20 protein-coding genes are annotated in these 17,440 nt (G+C 44.6%); 14 read left to right on the forward strand and 6 right to left on the reverse strand.

All coding sequences use genetic code 11. The annotated features are described in order from the left end of the window. Positions 1–234: 234 nt before the first annotated feature. Both C8D85_RS03465 and C8D85_RS03470 read left to right on the forward strand, forming a co-directional pair. Positions 235–534, forward strand: a complete 300-nt coding sequence (locus C8D85_RS03465; RefSeq protein ID WP_133559957.1) for a hypothetical protein — start codon at positions 235–237, stop codon at positions 532–534. A gap of 45 nt (positions 535–579) precedes the next feature. Continuing rightward, positions 580–1,173, forward strand: a complete 594-nt coding sequence (locus C8D85_RS03470; protein WP_133559958.1) for a CBS domain-containing protein — start codon at positions 580–582, stop codon at positions 1,171–1,173. A gap of 46 nt (positions 1,174–1,219) precedes the next feature. Here the strand turns inward: C8D85_RS03470 and tusA are convergent, their stop codons facing one another. Both tusA and C8D85_RS03480 read right to left on the reverse strand, forming a co-directional pair. Then, on the reverse strand, positions 1,220–1,453 hold the full coding sequence (gene tusA, locus C8D85_RS03475; RefSeq protein ID WP_133560780.1) for a sulfurtransferase TusA: 234 nt from the start codon (positions 1,451–1,453) through the stop codon (positions 1,220–1,222). A gap of 12 nt (positions 1,454–1,465) precedes the next feature. After that, positions 1,466–2,056, reverse strand: coding sequence for an alpha/beta family hydrolase (locus tag C8D85_RS03480; RefSeq protein WP_133559959.1), 591 nt, complete (start codon positions 2,054–2,056; stop codon positions 1,466–1,468). Positions 2,057–2,288: 232 nt separating this feature from the next. Between C8D85_RS03480 and ccoN the strand changes: the two genes are divergently transcribed. From ccoN to C8D85_RS03540, 12 genes are all read left to right on the forward strand, one after another. Beyond that, positions 2,289–3,731, forward strand: coding sequence for a cytochrome-c oxidase, cbb3-type subunit I (gene ccoN, locus C8D85_RS03485; protein WP_133559960.1), 1,443 nt, complete (start codon positions 2,289–2,291; stop codon positions 3,729–3,731). 11 nt (positions 3,732–3,742) lie between these two features. Continuing rightward, positions 3,743–4,345 carry a cytochrome-c oxidase, cbb3-type subunit II gene (gene ccoO / locus C8D85_RS03490; protein WP_133559961.1) on the forward strand — a complete coding sequence of 201 codons (603 nt, stop codon included), beginning with the start codon at positions 3,743–3,745 and terminating at the stop codon, positions 4,343–4,345. A 9-nt stretch (positions 4,346–4,354) separates the two neighbouring features. Then, positions 4,355–4,543 (forward strand): cbb3-type cytochrome oxidase subunit 3, encoded by a 189-nt coding sequence (locus C8D85_RS03495; RefSeq protein WP_133559962.1) that lies wholly within the window; start codon positions 4,355–4,357, stop codon positions 4,541–4,543. After that, the gene (gene ccoP, locus C8D85_RS03500) at positions 4,540–5,436 is read left to right on the forward strand and encodes a cytochrome-c oxidase, cbb3-type subunit III (RefSeq protein ID WP_133559963.1); all 897 of its coding nucleotides are present in this window, start codon (positions 4,540–4,542) and stop codon (positions 5,434–5,436) included. The genes C8D85_RS03495 and ccoP overlap by 4 nt, the downstream gene beginning before the upstream one ends. 111 nt (positions 5,437–5,547) lie before the next feature. Then, positions 5,548–6,957 carry a cytochrome c oxidase accessory protein CcoG gene (gene ccoG / locus C8D85_RS03505; protein ID WP_133559964.1) on the forward strand — a complete coding sequence of 470 codons (1,410 nt, stop codon included), beginning with the start codon at positions 5,548–5,550 and terminating at the stop codon, positions 6,955–6,957. A 59-nt stretch (positions 6,958–7,016) separates the two neighbouring features. Then, positions 7,017–7,502, forward strand: a complete 486-nt coding sequence (locus C8D85_RS03510; protein ID WP_133559965.1) for a FixH family protein — start codon at positions 7,017–7,019, stop codon at positions 7,500–7,502. Continuing rightward, positions 7,499–9,877, forward strand: coding sequence for a heavy metal translocating P-type ATPase (locus tag C8D85_RS03515; protein WP_133559966.1), 2,379 nt, complete (start codon positions 7,499–7,501; stop codon positions 9,875–9,877). The genes C8D85_RS03510 and C8D85_RS03515 overlap by 4 nt, the downstream gene beginning before the upstream one ends. Before the next feature lie 10 nt (positions 9,878–9,887). After that, a complete protein-coding gene (gene ccoS, locus C8D85_RS03520; protein ID WP_133559967.1) occupies positions 9,888–10,046 on the forward strand; it encodes a cbb3-type cytochrome oxidase assembly protein CcoS in 159 nt (52 codons plus the stop codon). Further along, positions 10,043–10,711, forward strand: coding sequence for a sulfite exporter TauE/SafE family protein (locus tag C8D85_RS03525; protein ID WP_133559968.1), 669 nt, complete (start codon positions 10,043–10,045; stop codon positions 10,709–10,711). The genes ccoS and C8D85_RS03525 overlap by 4 nt, the downstream gene beginning before the upstream one ends. 82 nt (positions 10,712–10,793) lie before the next feature. Further along, entirely contained in the window at positions 10,794–12,164 is a 1,371-nt protein-coding gene (hemN, locus tag C8D85_RS03530) for an oxygen-independent coproporphyrinogen III oxidase (protein WP_133559969.1), read from the forward strand. 29 nt (positions 12,165–12,193) lie between these two features. Beyond that, positions 12,194–12,955, forward strand: a complete 762-nt coding sequence (fnr, locus tag C8D85_RS03535) for a fumarate/nitrate reduction transcriptional regulator Fnr (protein WP_133559970.1) — start codon at positions 12,194–12,196, stop codon at positions 12,953–12,955. Positions 12,956–12,981: 26 nt separating this feature from the next. Continuing rightward, positions 12,982–13,524: an adenine phosphoribosyltransferase gene (locus tag C8D85_RS03540; protein WP_133559971.1), complete on the forward strand. Its 543-nt coding sequence runs from the start codon at positions 12,982–12,984 to the stop codon at positions 13,522–13,524. A 77-nt stretch (positions 13,525–13,601) separates the two neighbouring features. Here the strand turns inward: C8D85_RS03540 and C8D85_RS03545 are convergent, their stop codons facing one another. From C8D85_RS03545 to C8D85_RS03560, 4 genes are all read right to left on the reverse strand, one after another. Next, the gene (locus C8D85_RS03545) at positions 13,602–14,168 is read right to left on the reverse strand and encodes a YfaZ family outer membrane protein (protein ID WP_133559972.1); all 567 of its coding nucleotides are present in this window, start codon (positions 14,166–14,168) and stop codon (positions 13,602–13,604) included. A gap of 14 nt (positions 14,169–14,182) precedes the next feature. Beyond that, a complete protein-coding gene (gene ttcA / locus C8D85_RS03550) occupies positions 14,183–15,019 on the reverse strand; it encodes a tRNA 2-thiocytidine(32) synthetase TtcA (protein ID WP_133559973.1) in 837 nt (278 codons plus the stop codon). A gap of 90 nt (positions 15,020–15,109) precedes the next feature. Then, the gene (locus C8D85_RS03555; RefSeq protein ID WP_133559974.1) at positions 15,110–15,619 is read right to left on the reverse strand and encodes a SprT family zinc-dependent metalloprotease; all 510 of its coding nucleotides are present in this window, start codon (positions 15,617–15,619) and stop codon (positions 15,110–15,112) included. After that, positions 15,612–17,396: a RecQ family ATP-dependent DNA helicase gene (locus C8D85_RS03560; RefSeq protein ID WP_133559975.1), complete on the reverse strand. Its 1,785-nt coding sequence runs from the start codon at positions 17,394–17,396 to the stop codon at positions 15,612–15,614. Before C8D85_RS03560 ends, C8D85_RS03555 begins: the two co-directional genes overlap by 8 nt. Positions 17,397–17,440 lie beyond the last annotated feature (44 nt).

The raw sequence follows: 17,440 nt of genomic DNA on the forward strand, positions 1-17,440 counted from the left end.
ATTAAGCCTTATCGAGTGATGGGGTAGTAACGCCATTATATCTGAATAAACATTAAAACCAGCCTAAGGGCATGACTTTTTTTGTTATTTTTTTGAACAAAAAAAGCTACTTCTAAAACATTCCAAACAGATAGTGAAATAAATTTGATCAATCGAGCAAAGTAAAAATTGACCATTGTCATTTTTTACTTTTTCAGGCTATTCTGATCAGCATGAACTTTTGAGGAAAGCCACATGATTCGCTTTTTACTGACAACATTGATCGTGCCGTTATTAGTGCTTTTCAGCATTAATATCAAAGCGATGGATGAAGGTCAGAAAGAGGTACTTGTCAAAGGCGCACTTCTTGAAACGTCTTTTGAACTTCCTTCCGCAGAAACTTCTCCTGACTTTGACCACGCTCTACTTCCGGCTTCTTATAGCCGTTTAGATATTGCATCTCAAGATCAGTTATTTGAAGAACCGTCAGCGCTGCCACTTGATCAAGTCAGCCCATTTTTTGGCCGCGCACCACCTTCGCAATCATTTTTCTAGAAAAGCTTTTACTTTAATTCTTAAAAATGATCGAGGTGACACCTTATGAAAACACTTACGTACACCACTACGAAAGATATTAACGACTTGTCTTGGCCAAACATCGAAGAGAATGTAGGCCTGTACACATCAGCTCTTCGTGTCTTTACCGACTTTAAAACGGTTAGTCCACGCCTGATTGAGCCAACCGTTCGTGCAGATGTATTGGCTGATATCATGAAGAAAGAGCACGTGAGAATGAAACTGGTAGTCGACAGCCAAAACCACTTCTTGGGCGTTGTCAGTTTAGAAGACCTATCTGATGAAGCGTTCGTTAAACACGTCGCTGAAGGTTATGTTCGAAGCGAACTGCTTGCAATTGACTTGATGCGCTCCAAAGAAGACATCCTTGCGGTATCTTACAAATCACTAAGTAACAGCGATATTGAATCGTTAATCGTCAGTCAGAAGCACAATACTTACCAACACTTATTGGTGGTTGATGAAAGCGATATGTCTATTCGTGGTTTGGTATCAGCGAACGATATTGTTAGACAATTAAAGTTAAACATTGATGTGGCAACGTCTACCAGCTTTGCCAAACTGAATGATATTTTGGAGCATGAATACGCGAACAGTAAACGTCTGCGAGTGGCGTAATTAGTGCCCTCTTTCGCTAAGCTCTCAATTAAAAAGGTCAGCTTTATTAGCTGACCTTTTTTTGTACCCAATAAAAATATAGCTCGCCATCTTGTTCAGAGGCTAAAAGAGGATGCCCAAGAAAATTACAGAACTTAGTAATATCTCGTTCTGTTGAAGGGTCCGTAGCAGTAATCTTTACAACTTCGCCAGGCTTCATTTTTCTAACAACCCCGTGCAGCATCATCACAGGTTCTGGGCAATATAGCCCTTGGGTGTCCAACTCGTGTTGGTAGTCAATCACTATAACTCCTTATGAATTAGTGTCTTGGCTTGCAATAAAGTCTGCTGAAACCTTTGCTAATTCTTTAATTACCAAATCTTGTGATCGATTATAACGCTTTAGCACATTAAAATCGTGATCCGCCCCCTCAATCCAATGCAGATTCACATTATTAGGTAAAGTCTGTCTTGCCACCCACTCGATTGCTCCCAAGCTATCCCGTGTTCCTTGACACACCAAGTAAGGAACAGCACCAGAACTCTGAAGATTTTCTAGGCGATGCTTATCTTCTTTCTTCGCTGGGTAAAATGGAAAACCTAGGGCAACGCAAGCCTTTACATTATGGCTTTGACACAACTCGGCAATAATCCTACTCCCCATGGATTTGCCAATTAAAACCACCGGCGCCTCTTTATCAATAGTATCACCTACTTCGGTCACTAATTTAGGTAAACGAGGTGGTGGTCGTTTCTTTCCTGTCTTCTCGATTTCCTGCATATAAGCCATTGTTATAGGGGTTACCGAGGTGTTTAAAAGGGCTTCTAACTCACGCTTAAAAACTTGTAAAAAGGCGCTCCCATGACCCGCACCAGAGCCATGTAATAAATAAACATTAGACATATCGACTGAAAACGTTGCTCTGTGACAAGGAATGCCCACAAAGCAAACGGCGCTCCTGTTCTTTGAAATGTGAAAAGACTTAGAATCAATTTCGCTAGTTTACCGCTGTTGGATTGTGAGGGAAAACCCAACTGCTACAACTCCTAGAGACGCAGCATACAGTCAACCTCGCACAAAAACAGCATTCTCGTTTAATCAGGTCTATCACTCAACGTGGTTTGTGGAAGAAACTATGAGCACAGCTTTTGATCACCCAACATACAACTATCGAGTGGTGCGCGCATTCACCATTATGACGGTGGTATGGGGCGTAGTAGGCATGGCTATCGGCGTATTAATTGCGTCACAATTGGTATGGCCAGACCTACTTGCTAACATACCTTACCTACATTTTGGACGTTTACGCCCACTTCACACTAACGCAGTCATCTTTGGATTTGGTGGCTCTGCATTATTTGCTACCTCATACTATGTCGTGCAACGTACGACACAGGCGAGGCTATTTTCAGACGTATTGTCTGGCTTCACATTCTGGGGTTGGCAAATCATTATTGTCGCCGCAGCCATTACGCTACCACTTGGTTACACACAAACCAAAGAGTACGCTGAGTTAGAGTGGCCAATCGATATTCTGATTACATTAGTTTGGGTGGCTTACGCTATCAACTTCTTTGGTACCGTTGCCAAACGTAAGATGAAGCATATTTACGTTGCCAACTGGTTCTATGGTGCATTTATCATCACCGTTGCCGTATTACACATAGGTAACAGTGCTGTTGTACCGGTCAGTGCGATGAAGTCTTACTCTGTATACTCAGGTGCAGCGGACGCCATGGTTCAGTGGTGGTACGGACACAACGCTGTAGGCTTTTTCCTAACAGCGGGCTTCCTAGGTATGATGTACTACTTCGTACCAAAACAAGCTGGTCGTCCTGTCTTCTCATACCGTTTATCAATCGTTCACTTTTGGGCATTGATCTCGCTATACATTTGGGCTGGTCCTCACCACCTTCACTACACAGCTTTACCTAACTGGACACAAAGTCTAGGTATGGTGATGTCATTGATCCTACTCGCGCCATCTTGGGGTGGTATGATCAACGGTGTTATGACGCTTTCCGGCGCTTGGCACAAACTGCGCCATGACCCAATTCTTCGTTTCCTTGTCGTTTCACTATCTTTCTACGGCATGTCGACTTTCGAAGGCCCAATGATGTCAATCAAGACTGTCAACGCCTTGTCTCACTACACAGACTGGACCGTTGGTCACGTACATGCTGGTGCACTAGGTTGGGTTGCCATGGTTAGTATCGGTGCCGTTTATCACTTACTACCTGCTGTTCTTGGCCTAAAACCAGGCGCTATGTTCTCAACTCGCTTGATCAACGTTCACTTCTGGCTAGCAACGATCGGTACGGTTCTATATATCGCATCAATGTGGGTGAACGGCATTATGCAGGGCCTAATGTGGCGCGCATTTAACAACGATGGCTCTCTTACTTACAGCTTTGTAGAAGCAGTAGATGCAAGCTATCCTGGCTGGTTCGTCCGTGTCCTAGGGGGTGCCATCTTCCTACTAGGTATGTTGCTAATGTCTTACAACACTTGGATGACTGTCCGCCAAGCAAAAGGCAACGAAGCAGCCAATTTCCAAGCCGATACTCAAGCAGCATAGAGGGTTAAAACATGCGCCATGAAGTAATTGAAAAAAATATGGGGCTCATGATCATCCTAATCGTCGTAGCAATTAGCTTCGGTGCTTTGGTAGAGATCATCCCTCTATTCTTTATGAAACAGACAACTCAACCAGTTGAGAATCTTAAACCTCTCACTGCGCTTGAGCTTGAAGGTCGTGATATCTATCAGCGTGAGGGTTGCCTAAGCTGCCACACGCAAATGATTCGCCCTTTCCGTGCAGAAACTGAACGTTACGGACCATACAGCGTTGCTGGTGAATCTGTCTACGATCACCCATTCCTTTGGGGCTCTAAACGTACTGGTCCAGATCTAGCACGTGTTGGTCAGCGCTACAGCGATGAATGGCACCGCGCGCACATGTACAACCCTCGTGATGTGGTACCAGAGTCAAATATGCCAGGTTTCCCATGGTTATTTGAAAACAAGATCGATGGTAACGACACTGCGAACAAAATGTCAGCTCTGCGCATGGTCGGTGTTCCATATACGGACGAGCAAATTGCTAGCGCAAAAACTGACGTACGTGGCAAACGTGAAATTGATGCCTTAGTTGCTTACCTACAGCAACTTGGCACAGTGATCGAACGATAGGGCAACGTCATGGACATTAATACGCTTAGAGCACTTGCAACGCCCATTGCATTTGTCGCGTTCATCGCAATTTTTGCTTGGACGTTCAGCAAAGGACGCAAAAAAGGCTTCGAAGAAGCCGCTAATCTCCCCTTTGCAGACGATGACGATGTAAGTGATATTCAACGCGAGTCATCCGTGGAGAAGAATACCAAATGAATGAATTAACATCTTTTTGGAGCGGTTGGATCATTGTGATCTCACTTGGCTCAATACTGGGTAGTTTTGTACTGTTAAGCATTGTACGTAAAGGTCAACGCTTCAACTCTGAAACCACCCAAACAGTAGGACATGAATTTGATGGCATTGAAGAGTACGACAACCCTCTCCCACGCTGGTGGTATTGGATGTTTGTACTGACCGTTATTTTCGCTCTTGGTTATTTAACCCTTTACCCAGGCCTTGGTAACTTCAAAGGCGTACTAGGCTGGACTCAAGAATCAGCCTATGAACGTGAAGTCGCTAAAGCTGAAGCAGAGTTTGGCCCTATGTTTGCTCAGTTTTCTCAAACACCTATTGAGGAATTAGCGAAAAATGACCAAGCCATGCGTATTGGCCAGCGTTTATTCGCTAACAACTGTGCTCAATGTCACGGTTCAGCGGCAACAGGTAGCTACGGCTTCCCTAACCTAACGGACAACGACTGGTTGTATGGCGGTGATGCAGCAGCCATTTCGCAAACGATTCTAAACGGTCGTATTGCCGCCATGCCTGCGTGGGGCGCTATGCTTGGCGAAGAAGGTGTTCACAATGTTACTCAATACGTATTGAACATGAGTGGCCGTGAAGCTGACGCAGATTCAGCCGCAAAAGGCCAACAGCTTTACAACACCAACTGTATTGCTTGTCACGGTGCGGAAGGTAAAGGCAACCACCTATTTGGTGCGCCAAACCTAACCGACAACATTTGGCTATACGGTGGAAGTGAACAGCAAATCATGCAAACGATTCGCAACGGACGTAATGGGCAAATGCCTGCTTGGGAAGGCATCCTAGGCAAGGATAAGTCCCATGTGGTTGCGGGCTATGTTTACAGCCTATCAAATCAGTAAATCTCTGATGTGAGTCAAAAGGGTGTGACCGAAAGGCACACCCTTTTTTTATCAATAATTGTAATATTAGTTAGTACTTAAGCAGCCTATATTAAGGTTAAGGAAAGCACCGTGAGTGACAAGATCCCCGTCCAACAAGTCGAGCCAGAAGTCATTGAATTCGACCTATATGAAAAGCGTAAGAAAATATACACTCGTGCAATTTCAGGCTTTTTCCAAAAAATTCGAACCCGAGCACTATGGGTGTTAATGCTCGGGTATTTCTTAACTCCTTGGGTTAATTGGCACGAACGACAAGGGGTATTATTTGATCTTCCAGCCCGACAATTTCACATTTTTGGTGTGACATTTTTTCCTCAAGACTTTTTCTTATTAGCGTGGATACTTATCATTTGCGCCTTCGGCTTATTTTTTGTCACCACGCTGTTCGGCAGAGTGTGGTGCGGTTACACCTGCCCACAAACCGTTTGGACCATGGTGTTCATGTGGATTGAGGAAAAAACCGAAGGATCGCGCAACGCTCGTATGAAGCTTGATAAAGCGCCCATGTCGAAAAGTAAATTCATCAAGAAATTCAATAAACACAGCCTGTGGCTCTTGTTCGGTTGGATCACGGGATTAACATTCGTTGGCTACTTCACCCCTATCCGTGAATTGCTAATCGATTTGTTTACCTTTAATGCACACCCTTGGGCATATTTTTGGGTAGCCTTATTTACAGGTGCTACCTACCTATTTGCCGGCTGGATGAGGGAGCAAGTGTGTACCTACATGTGCCCTTACGCGCGCTTTCAAGCTGTCATGTTTGACCCCGATACTATGGTTATTTCCTATGACTACAACCGTGGTGAAGCCCGTGGGCCGCGAAAGCGTTCCGCTGACCATAAAGCTCAAGGCTTAGGTGATTGCATAGATTGCAACCTCTGTGTGCATGTCTGCCCTGCTGGTATAGATATTCGCGACGGATTGCAGTACCAATGTATAGGGTGCGCATTATGTATTGATGCTTGTGATTCGATAATGGACAAGATGGGGTATGAACGTGGTTTGGTCAGCTACACCACTGAGCGGCGTTTAGAAGGTGAAACGTCACATATCATGCGTCCTAAGGCCATTGGTTATGCCATGTGTATGGTGGTTGTTATTTCGGCATTCATGTTTTTTGCCAGTGACCGTGAAGCACTGGGATTAGATGTAATTCGAGACCGAAATAGGCTTTTCAACGAGACACCTAGCGGCATGATCGAGAACATCTATACGGTGAAGGTCATTAATATGGACCAAGCTTCGCACCGCTTTGAAATTTCCGTAAGCGGATTGGACAACATGACGATGATTGGCCGGAAGACCGTGACTGCCAATGCTGGTGAAGTACGCTCTGTGCCTTTTTCTATTCAGGTCCCTCCTACTGCACTGACAGAACAACGCAACACGATTTTCTTTAAAGTGGAGTCATTGGACCCAAATTATCCAGTAGAAAAAATCACCGAAAGCCGTTTTATTGGTCCTGTATCAAAATAATTAATGATAAGCGGTGATAATATCACCGCTTATCTCATTTTAAGTATTGGAGAACTTGTATGTCTTCTACCGTTGCTCCGGTTTGGTATAAGCAGTTTTGGCCTTGGTTTATTATCAGTGTACCGCTGTCTTCCGTATTAGTTGCCGTTGTACAAGTCTATGCCGCCCTTCACTCCTCTAGTGATCTTGTGAAAGACGACTATTACAAAGAAGGCTTAGCAATTAACCAAGTGATTACCCAGCGCGAGGCAGCTAAAACAATGGGAATCAAAGCCCATCTTCGCATGGACGACTTGACTGGTGAGCTTTTACTGAGCACAGAAAATGCCACGGCAGATGAACTGACGGCTTTGTTCGCACACGCGGCAGTGTCAGCCAAAGACTTTAGTGTAACATTCCAAAAAATCCAAAATGATGAGTATCGAGCACAACTTGAGAAACCCTTATCTGGGATTTGGAACGTTTATTTAGAGTCTCAAAATGGCTGGCAGCTTAGCGGCCGCATCAACAGCAACATTCATGACCATTTGAATTTCAACTTATGAGTAATGTTTGTTTTCACTGTGGGGATCCTATCCCCACAGGGCTAGACATCGCGAGTACACTACAAGACCAACGCCGTGAGTTTTGCTGTTATGGATGCCAAGCCATTGCTGAGCACATATGTGGCGCAGACCTATCTATGTATTATGAGCGCAGAGACACAAACACTGCGAAACGCTCATCCTCAGATACTTCAGCACTATTTGACCTATTAAACGATGACGACCTTTACAACGAATACGTTTATCAAGAAGCGCAACAGCACACCATCCAACTTTCCATCTCAGGCATTACCTGCTCTGCATGTGCCTGGTTAATTGAGCGCCATTTATCCAATCAATGTGGTGTCATTAGCATTCACGTGAATGCCAGCGATGCATTGGCGACACTAGTTTGGGACCCAAACAAAACCACTGTTCAAGTTCTTTCGCAGAGCCTCCAACAGATTGGTTACAGCGCACATCCACATCGACCAGGCGAACAAGATCAGATACACAAGGCCGAACGGAAAAAAGCCATTATAAGACTGGGAGTCGCTGGTGTCGGCATGATGCAAGCGATGATGAGTGCCATTGCAATGTATGCAGGTGACATGCAAGGCATGGAAGATAGCCACCGCCAATTACTCCGCTGGATCAGCTTCCTGTTCGCAACACCTGTCGTCCTATACGCCGGCCTCCCCTTTTATAAAGGGGCACTTCGAGATCTCAAAAACCGTCATTTCACTATGGATCTGCCCGTATCATTGGGGATTCTTCTATCTTATGGTTCCAGTGTGATCGCGTTTTACACAGAGTCGGGACATGTCTATTTTGACTCAGCTACGATGTTTATCTTTTTCTTATTACTGGGACGTTTTCTCGAGACACTGGCGCGATCCAATCAAAACAAAGCTCGCCACAACACTGATCTAGAACCGGTTATCGTAAAACGTGAAGGCTCAGAGAAAGTCATTCCAGTACATAAGCTAACAAGCGGAGATATTGCCAAACTTGAATCAGGACAGACCATTCCTGTAGATGGCATTTTATTAAGTGACTTTACTAACGTTGATGAATCTAGCTTGACCGGTGAGTACCAGCCAGTAGCCAAACACAAAGGGGATTTGCTACGAGCGCAAACTATTAATGTTGACCAACAAATTGAGCTAGAAGTCACTAATATTGGACAGAACACCCAAGCAGCTACCATTTCGCGCATTACTGAGCGAGCACTGAGCGAAAAACCACGTGTGGCGGTGATTGCTGATAATGTAGCGCATTATTTCGTTCTCGCTGTCTTGATCACGGCTTCATTAACCTACGCTTTTTGGTCTTTCATGGGCGAAGCACAAGCTTATTGGATCATGGTCAGTGTCTTAGTTGTCACATGTCCCTGCGCCCTATCTCTTGCCACACCTGTCGCATTAACCACCATGACCAATGCGTTTAAGCAGCAGGGCTTTTTAGTCACTCGTGGACATGTTATTGAGTCACTTGCACAAACAAAGCAAATAGTCTTCGATAAAACCGGAACATTAACCCAAGGTAAGTTCTCAATCGTTAAGTTCGTCAACTTATCAGAGTGCTATTCTGAGGAATTGCTACTAAGTTGGATCAGCGCATTAGAAAGTCAATCTAAGCATCCTATTGCCCAGACATTCCATAGTATTCCACCAAGTAAAGTTGACCACCTTCAAAACCTTCCCAGCCTAGGGGTTACGGGGGAGATTGATGGTAAAACGCTTTTCTTTGGTAACGCAGCACTAATGCTTCAAAATGATATCTCATTTGAACAACAGCAATACGCTGAACCAGGCAAACTGACACTTTATCTGGCTGATTCTAAGAAATTAATAGCCGTTGTTTCTCTCTGTGATGCTCTGCGCCCTGAAGCCGAATCGGTTCTTAGTACTTTGAGGGACCAAGGAGTACGCTTAAGCCTGCTAACAGGTGACAGCGCCACCTCTGCAATGAGCATTCTTCCAAGAGATTGGTTTGACGACTATGAAACGGATTGTTTACCTGATCAAAAGTGGCAATGGATTAAACAACAACCTCATAAAGGCATTGTGATGGTTGGTGATGGCCTTAATGATGTGCCAGCTCTTGCTGGAGCAACCACCTCAATGGCAATGGGAGCCAGCTCTGACCTTGCTAAATTGCACTCGGATGCCGTCTTGCTGAGCGACCACCTTGAGACAATTCCACTAGTGTTAAAAGGGGCAAAACGCTGTCGCAAGATCATTAAACAAAACCTATTCTGGGCAGCTGGTTACAATGCGACGCTTTTACCTCTGGCCATTGCTGGGCTTATTCCACCTTGGGTGGCCGCCATTGGCATGGCGTTAAGCTCATTAATGGTTGTTGTCAACGCCTCCAGACTAAACAAACTCTAGGAACACCTTTATGGAAAGCCTTTTTTTATTAATACCTATTGCCGGCATCTTTGTGGTTATTGCTATCCTCATTTTTATATGGGCTGTCAAAGGTGATCAGTTTGACGACCTTAATCGAGAAGGCGAGCGTATTCTGTTTGATGACGATGAAACGGACATGAAACAGTGATTTCCATTTTCCTAAGTGGTATCGCCATAGGATTAGCGGGTGCAGGACACTGTTTAGGTATGTGCGGAGGCCTTGCTTCTTTACTATCAGTGGGCGGCAAGATAAAGCACTCATGGCTAGTGGCTTACAATGTTGGTAGAGGTCTGTCTTACTTAGCGTTCACCTTATTGCTAAGTAGTGCTTTGTACTATGGCCTTGCGGATTACTACACCCAATCCATGCAACCGCTTCGCACATTGGCTGGCATTATCATGATCTTAATGGGCTTATATATCTGCGGCGCATCTAGACTGATTCTTGTTACAGAAAAAGCAGGACGACTTCTGTGGAAAAGCATTCAACCCGCAGCCAAATCTTTGCTGCCTATAAGATCCAGCAAACAAGCCTTACTTGCCGGCATTATCTGGGGCTGGCTACCTTGTGGGCTTGTCTATTCTACCGTGCTATGGGCTACATCCCTTGGCTCAGTGTCACTTTCCATGATGGCAATAACAGGTTTTATCTTAGGCACTCTCCCAAGCATGTTGCTGGCGGGCCTATTTAGCCAACAATTAAAAGACATATGGCAGCGCTATCAACTCAAATGGCTGTTTGGTATCTCCATCATTCTTTATGGGGCTTACAGCATCCCTCTAGTGAAAAGCGTGCTTTCTTCGATCGTATAGCTCCAATTCTTGATCTATATCAGCAAGTGAAAAAGGCATAAGAGTAAAATTCCTATTAGAATTTTTAATAGGACACGCTTTTATGCTTTGGGACTCCCAACTTATCCAAAAATACAACCTTGCTGGGCCACGCTACACTTCCTATCCAACTGCGCCTCAGTTTTCGACAGACGTCAGCAAGATGGAATTGATCGGTAAGATGCTAGAGCCCTCACACTCGCCATTGAGCCTATATTTTCACGTCCCATTTTGCGCGCACCTTTGTTACTACTGCGCTTGCAACAAAATCGTGACCAAGCAATATGACAAGGGAACTGAGTATGTTGAATTGCTGGGTGAAGAAATGCGCTTACGCGCGTTAATGATCGATCAAAGCCGTCCTGTCACCCAACTCCATTTCGGTGGTGGTACGCCAACCTTCTTAAGTGAACAGAATCTTGAAACATTGTTCTCTCGGATTCATGAGCTGTTCAATCTGGTTACTGATGGCTCACAAGATTTTAGTATTGAAATCGACCCACGGGAAGTAAACCGCAGCCAGCTAGAAGTGCTAAGAAAGCTAGGCTTTAATCGAGTTAGCCTTGGCATTCAGGATTTTAACGATGATGTGCAAAAAGCCATTCATCGCATACAGCCTCTAGAACTTGTAGAAAGTGTGGTAAACGATGTTAGAGATCTCGATTTTAACTCTATTAATTTCGACTTAATTTATGGGCTGCCAAAACAAACACTGTCAGGTTTTAAAGAAACCCTTGATAAAGTCATTGCCTTGTCACCAGATCGAATTTCAGTGTTTAACTATGCTCATTTACCACAAAGGTTTGCGCCTCAACGTCGTATCTTAGATGAGGACCTACCCTCACCTGAGCAAAAATTAGCACTACTGAAACTCAGCATTGATACGTTAACGGACGCAGGTTATGTCTACATTGGTATGGACCACTTCGCTAAACCAAATGATTCATTAACAAAAGCACAACAAGAAGGTCATCTTCAGCGTAACTTTCAAGGGTACACTACCCACGCTGAAACAGATCTACTAGCGTTTGGTGTTTCAGCCATCAGCCAAGTAGGTAATGCGTATTTTCAAAACCATACGGATTTATCACTTTATCAAAACTGCATAGAAAACGGTCAACTTGCCATCATGAAAGGCTACATCAGTTGCCAAGATGACCGAATCAGACATGCATTAATCATGCAGCTTCTTTGCCACAACCACTTAAAAAGCAGTGACATTGAACAATCATTCGGCATACGCTTTAGCCAATACTTTGCAGATGAATTGGCCTCTTTGAAAGCACTTGAAGACGATGGCGTTATAAAGGTCTATTATAATGAAGAGCAAGTTGATCTCGAGATAACGGAAGTCGGTAGATTACTGGTTCGATGCGTCTGCATGGCATTTGATAAGTACCTAACAAACAACAACAGTTTTTCAAAAGTTATTTAATTACCCGATCGAGCTCAGGGAGAGTATTTATGGCAATTTCTAATTCTAATAACCGTTTCAGCAGCAAGCTGACTTCGCAGTACCAAAACTGCAGTCTAAGTGCGCTGTGCTTACCAATCGCGTTGGCTGACGAAGACGTCAACCGTCTTGATCAGATCATTGAGCGTAAGCGACCACTGAAAAAAGGTGAGCTTTTGTTTCATCAAGGTGAAGAATTTGATTCTGTATTTGCTGTACGTACGGGCACACTTAAAACTTTTAACATCACTAACTCTGGTGAGGAGCAAATCACAGGCTTCTACTGCCCTAGCGAGCTCGTAGGTCTAAGCGGTATTGATGAAAATCACTATCCTGTTTCTGCCAAAGCGTTGGAAACCACCACAGTCTGTGAAATCCCATTTTCACACCTAGAACAACTGTCTTCGCAGATCCCTTCACTTAAGCATCAATTATTTCGCTTAATGAGCCGTAAGATCTGTGACGACCAACAAATGATGGTGCTCCTAGGCAAGAAGAATGCAGATGAAAAAGTCGCGTCGTTCTTATTGAATCTATCGCACCGTTTCAAAAAGCGTGGCTACTCAGCGACAGCATTCCGCTTATCTATGTCACGCGGAGAAATTGGTAACTACCTAGGCTTGGCTGTAGAAACGGTAAGCCGTGTTATGACGCGTTTCCAGAAAAATGGGTTAATTGACGTGGATGGTAAGGAAATTTCGATCATTGATATGGCCGAAATGGAGAAACTTGTCGGTGCGTCATCAGAATGTGCTACCATTGAGCATGTTTAATTAACCATTCAGTTAAGGTTTTACCTATGCTTTTTGATGACTTTTACTTTAAGTCTCTAATTCGCACAGTTGAAGATTGGCCAAAGCCAGGGATTAGCTTCCGCGATATCACCCCTATTTTCACCAACCCGAAAGGGATGCGTATGGTGGTTGACGCTTATGTACACCGTTACATTGATAGCGACATCACTCACATTGCTTGTATCGATGCTCGAGGCTTCCTGATTGCTTCAGTATTGGCATACGAGTTGCGCAAACCACTTGTGCTAGTGCGCAAAAAAGGCAAGCTACCAGGTAAAACGATTTCGCAATCCTACGATTTAGAGTACGGCAGTGCCGAGCTAGAAATTCAAGAAGATGCGGTTCAAGAAGGTGCTCAGGTTTTGTTATTTGACGATCTGATTGCCACTGGCGGTACTCTTATTGCTGCAATGAGCCTACTGAAACAGCAAGGCGCAAACATTAAAGAAGTGGCAGCTATTATTGATCTTCCTGATCTAGGTGGCAGTGCTAAGATTCAGGACCTAGACATTCCTGTTTTCTCACTTTGTGCGTTTGAAGGCGAGTAAATAAGCATTTCATAAATTGCTTATTTGAAAACAAAAAAGGTGGCCAAGGCCACCTTTTTTAATCGAAACATCACACCTTAGAAGGTTGTTGAGACGCCAATTGCAACACCCTGATTCATATCAACATCACCGTAACGATCAAGATCGACAGATGTCATTCCGTAACGTAAGAATACACGGGCATTACGCAATGTACGGTATTCACCACGGATTTCTGCTTGATACAGGCTATCAATGTTTTGGAAAGATAACACCTTTGGCGAGTAGTAAAGAGAACCTAACACACTGAAGCGATTAGCGTTAGGGAACGTATAGCGGTAAAAACCGCCTAAAGCCACAGCTGTACCAGCATTATCAACACTGTACTCTTTGGTATCTACAGCAAGCAGACGCGCACCCAGACCAACTTGTACTGGGTAATCTTTCGCAACATCGATATCTTCGATGTGTGCACCGATGTAACCGTACTTACCATCATCAGAATGGTACATACCACCGAAATCAAAGAAATAACGGCCTTGATCTAAGCTTACATCCAGCTTTACTGCATCATTAGAAAGACTGCCATCAACAGTAGTTTCTGCAGTTGCTTGAACAGAGACAGCAGCCCCAAACACAAGAGGTAATAGTTTCTTCATTGACATACAGCTTCCTTATATTAAAGCGAGATAACGTTTAAGCGTTTCATTGCTTCTTCAGATTGTTTCAGACCTTTAAAGTCAAACAATTCAGTGTCCGCCAAATGTGACGGCACAACATTTTGGACCGCTGAGAACATCGTATCCAAACGTCCTGGGTATTGTTTCTCCCAGCCTTGAAGCATTTCTTTCACTACCTGACGTTGTAGATTTTCCTGAGAGCCACAAAGATTGCAAGGAATGATTGGGAAAGACTTCAGTAAAGAATACTGTTCAATATCAGATTCCTTACAAAAAGCCAGTGGACGAATCACAACGTGCTTACCATCGTCACTCAAAAGTTTAGGTGGCATCGACTTCAACTTACCGCCAAAGAACATATTTAAAAACATGGTTTCCAAAATGTCATCACGGTGGTGACCCAAGGCAATTTTGGTTGCGCCAATTTCTTCAGCAAAGCCGTACAACGAACCACGACGTAGGCGTGAGCATAAACCACAGGTTGTTTTACCTTCTGGTACGACTTCTTTGACGATACTGTAGGTATCTTTTTCAAGGATGTGGTAGTTCACACCAAGGCCCGATAAATACTCAGGCAAAACATGCTCAGGGAAGCCTGGCTGTTTCTGGTCTAAATTCACCGCCACAATTTCAAAATTAATCGGCGCACTCTTTTGTAGATTACATAAGATATCCAGCATAGTGTAGGAGTCTTTACCACCAGACAAACACACCATGACTTTATCGCCATCTTCAATCATATTGAATTCTGCAATGGCTTGGCCCGTTAGGCGGCGCAGGCGCTTTTGCAGTTTATTCAGTTCAAGCTTTTCTTTTCGATCGATCTCAGAAGTCATTCTAAATTACCATAAAACAGATGGCGGCTATCTTACTACAAGCAGTGTTTGGAAACATCCCATCAAGTTCGCAACAAAACAATAAATCTCTTAGTGACTAGCGATCGGTTTCACAAAAGTTAACTGACTGCCGCACTGACGACAAAGATACTGACTGCCACGCTTCACACGCCCATGACGGTGGGCGGTAAATTCATGAGTTCGACACTGGCAGCGGTATTCAAACAGATTCTTTGCTTTCGGCACTTCGAAGTCATGCGTTCGCGAGGCTTCCACATTAAAAATGTGCTCCATCACTGCCACCCACTCTTTTCCATGAGGCCTTACTTTACTACCAAAAACCTGATGTACCACAATATGAGCCACCTCATGAGGAACCACCTCTTCGATAAAGCGCTCTGTATCTTGGGTTAACATAAACAGATTAAAACGCATTTCATTGCGCTGCAGATACGCCGTACCGGCACTGCGTCCGCGTTGCCTAAAGTTATAGGTCGGCATACTTAACTTGATCTGAAAGTAACGCTCCGCTCGGGTCATGCACTCTTGTACTTTCTCAGCGATTCTATTTTTAAGCTCGGCTGATAAGACGTTAGACATCCAGCTTCTCACTTACTTGTTCATTGAATAAATCGCTCGCATTCAACTTACTAAGAATGTCTTTGCTAAGCCCCGTCAAACGACTCAATGCAGCAATAGACGTTGGGTTAGATTCGAAGATGGCATGCAGTTGCTTCTCTGTAAGGTAATCAGAGGCCCGATTGGTCACACTCCATTGCAATAACTTTTGCCAGTTTCCCGAAGGCTTCACCCATTCCTGCGTATCTTTTAGGGCTGGGTAAAACCAATCCGTTGTCGTTAATAGCTGCACTTCCGAACGCAATAACGCTCGACATTCTTCACCCAGCCCAACAGAGAAAGGCGTTAATCCTTGAATAAATAGATACCCTTTTGCCAGCAAGCTACGTACCACAGATTTCCACTGAATTTCGTCTAACGCTGCTCCAGTACCAAACAATGCGTGACCTTCAAGGCGGTAGTTCATTACTTGCTTAGTACGCTTGCCCATCAATGCTTGAATCAAGGCAGCAAACGGCACCACACCTCTCGTATGATGCACAAGGCTTAAGAGTTTCTGCGCTGCAATGGTGACATTATGCTGCTTGCTGGTTGAACGGCATCGATCACACAACCCACACGCTTCTTTAGGTGATTCAGAGAAAGCCTCTAGCAGCACGTTTTGACGACAATCCGTGTGTTCCAGGCAGGACATCAGGCGCCAGAACTCGTCTTCCATTTGCTCTTGTCGGACAAACTGCCAAGTCTGCATAACGTCTTGAAGGCCATAAAATAACAACGCCTGTGCGGCACGGCCATCACGGCCAGCTCGCCCCACCTCTTGCACATAATTTTCTAGCGACAAAGGTAAGTCCATATGCACTACGAAGCGAACGTGGTCCAAATCAACCCCCATGCCATAAGCCGTGGTCGCCACCAGCACCTGCACTTTACCTTTAGCGAAGCATTGATGAGCCGCTTCTCTTGATTCCGCATTCATACTGGCATGATAACAAGTCGCCGAAATCCCTTTGCTAGAAAGCCAACTGGCTAACTCTTCGGATTTAGCTCGGGCACGACAATAAACGATCCCCGGTTGAGCCACTGCATCTTTCATTAAGAAGGAAAGTAACTGCTGTTTGGCACGTTTTTTTTGCGAGACTTTAAGCTGAATATTTGGACGACTGATACTCTCACGAACAATTCTCGGAGCTTGTAAGCCCAACGCATTCGCTATCGCTTGCTCTTTGTTGGGCAACAGAGTCCCAGTTAGCGCAATGATAGGCGCACCAGGAAACACCGTTTTCAAACAGCCAAGCTGCGCGTATTCCGGGCGAAAATTACGCCCCCAACGTAGAATACAGTGCGCCTCATCCACCGCAATGCAAGCAATCGGTACATCTTCTAATAACCCCATCACACTCGATTGCAGAAGCTTTTCAGGCGACATGTACAAGATTTCGACGTCATTATGTCGCAGGCGCCAATACAGATCATTTTGCTCCGCGCCATTTTGCGTGGAGTTTAAAAACTCTGCTTTAATCCCAAGCCCCTGAAGTGCCTCCACTTGCTGCTGCATAATGGCGATCAAAGGACTGATCACTAAACCAACCCCCTCTCGTGCCAAAGACGCCACTTGATAAATCGCCGACTTACCAGCTCCGGTTGGCAACAGAGCCAACACATCCTCGCCCTCTGCCACAGCACGAACACACGTTTCTTGTGAACCAATAAAAGATGAGTACCCCAAACGTTGCAGGGCATGCTCGAGCGCTGGATCTATTCGCTCTACAGAGTCGTTTTTAACGGGTTTGCTCATGGTTTTTTACAACTGATGTGTTTAAACTGTGTCGCGTATAATGA

Origin of the sequence: Marinomonas communis, from assembly GCF_004363305.1 — a bacterium.
GTDB lineage: Bacteria > Pseudomonadota > Gammaproteobacteria > Pseudomonadales > Marinomonadaceae > Marinomonas > Marinomonas communis.

Excerpts from the sequence above, each read along its gene's own strand:
- C8D85_RS03465 (WP_133559957.1), top strand. The coding sequence starts at position 235 with ATGATTCGCTTTTTACTGACAACATTGATCGTGCCGTTATTAGTGCTT.
- C8D85_RS03470 (WP_133559958.1), top strand. The coding sequence starts at position 580 with ATGAAAACACTTACGTACACCACTACGAAAGATATTAACGACTTGTCT.
- C8D85_RS03480 (WP_133559959.1), bottom strand. The coding sequence starts at position 2,056 with ATGTCTAATGTTTATTTATTACATGGCTCTGGTGCGGGTCATGGGAGC.
- ccoN (WP_133559960.1), top strand. The coding sequence starts at position 2,289 with ATGAGCACAGCTTTTGATCACCCAACATACAACTATCGAGTGGTGCGC.
- ccoO (WP_133559961.1), top strand. The coding sequence starts at position 3,743 with ATGCGCCATGAAGTAATTGAAAAAAATATGGGGCTCATGATCATCCTA.
- C8D85_RS03495 (WP_133559962.1), top strand. The coding sequence starts at position 4,355 with ATGGACATTAATACGCTTAGAGCACTTGCAACGCCCATTGCATTTGTC.
- ccoP (WP_133559963.1), top strand. The coding sequence starts at position 4,540 with ATGAATGAATTAACATCTTTTTGGAGCGGTTGGATCATTGTGATCTCA.
- C8D85_RS03510 (WP_133559965.1), top strand. The coding sequence starts at position 7,017 with ATGTCTTCTACCGTTGCTCCGGTTTGGTATAAGCAGTTTTGGCCTTGG.
- C8D85_RS03515 (WP_133559966.1), top strand. The coding sequence starts at position 7,499 with ATGAGTAATGTTTGTTTTCACTGTGGGGATCCTATCCCCACAGGGCTA.
- ccoS (WP_133559967.1), top strand. The coding sequence starts at position 9,888 with ATGGAAAGCCTTTTTTTATTAATACCTATTGCCGGCATCTTTGTGGTT.
- hemN (WP_133559969.1), top strand. The coding sequence starts at position 10,794 with ATGCTTTGGGACTCCCAACTTATCCAAAAATACAACCTTGCTGGGCCA.
- fnr (WP_133559970.1), top strand. The coding sequence starts at position 12,194 with ATGGCAATTTCTAATTCTAATAACCGTTTCAGCAGCAAGCTGACTTCG.
- C8D85_RS03540 (WP_133559971.1), top strand. The coding sequence starts at position 12,982 with ATGCTTTTTGATGACTTTTACTTTAAGTCTCTAATTCGCACAGTTGAA.
- C8D85_RS03545 (WP_133559972.1), bottom strand. The coding sequence starts at position 14,168 with ATGTCAATGAAGAAACTATTACCTCTTGTGTTTGGGGCTGCTGTCTCT.
- ttcA (WP_133559973.1), bottom strand. The coding sequence starts at position 15,019 with ATGACTTCTGAGATCGATCGAAAAGAAAAGCTTGAACTGAATAAACTG.
- C8D85_RS03555 (WP_133559974.1), bottom strand. The coding sequence starts at position 15,619 with ATGTCTAACGTCTTATCAGCCGAGCTTAAAAATAGAATCGCTGAGAAA.
- C8D85_RS03560 (WP_133559975.1), bottom strand. The coding sequence starts at position 17,396 with ATGAGCAAACCCGTTAAAAACGACTCTGTAGAGCGAATAGATCCAGCG.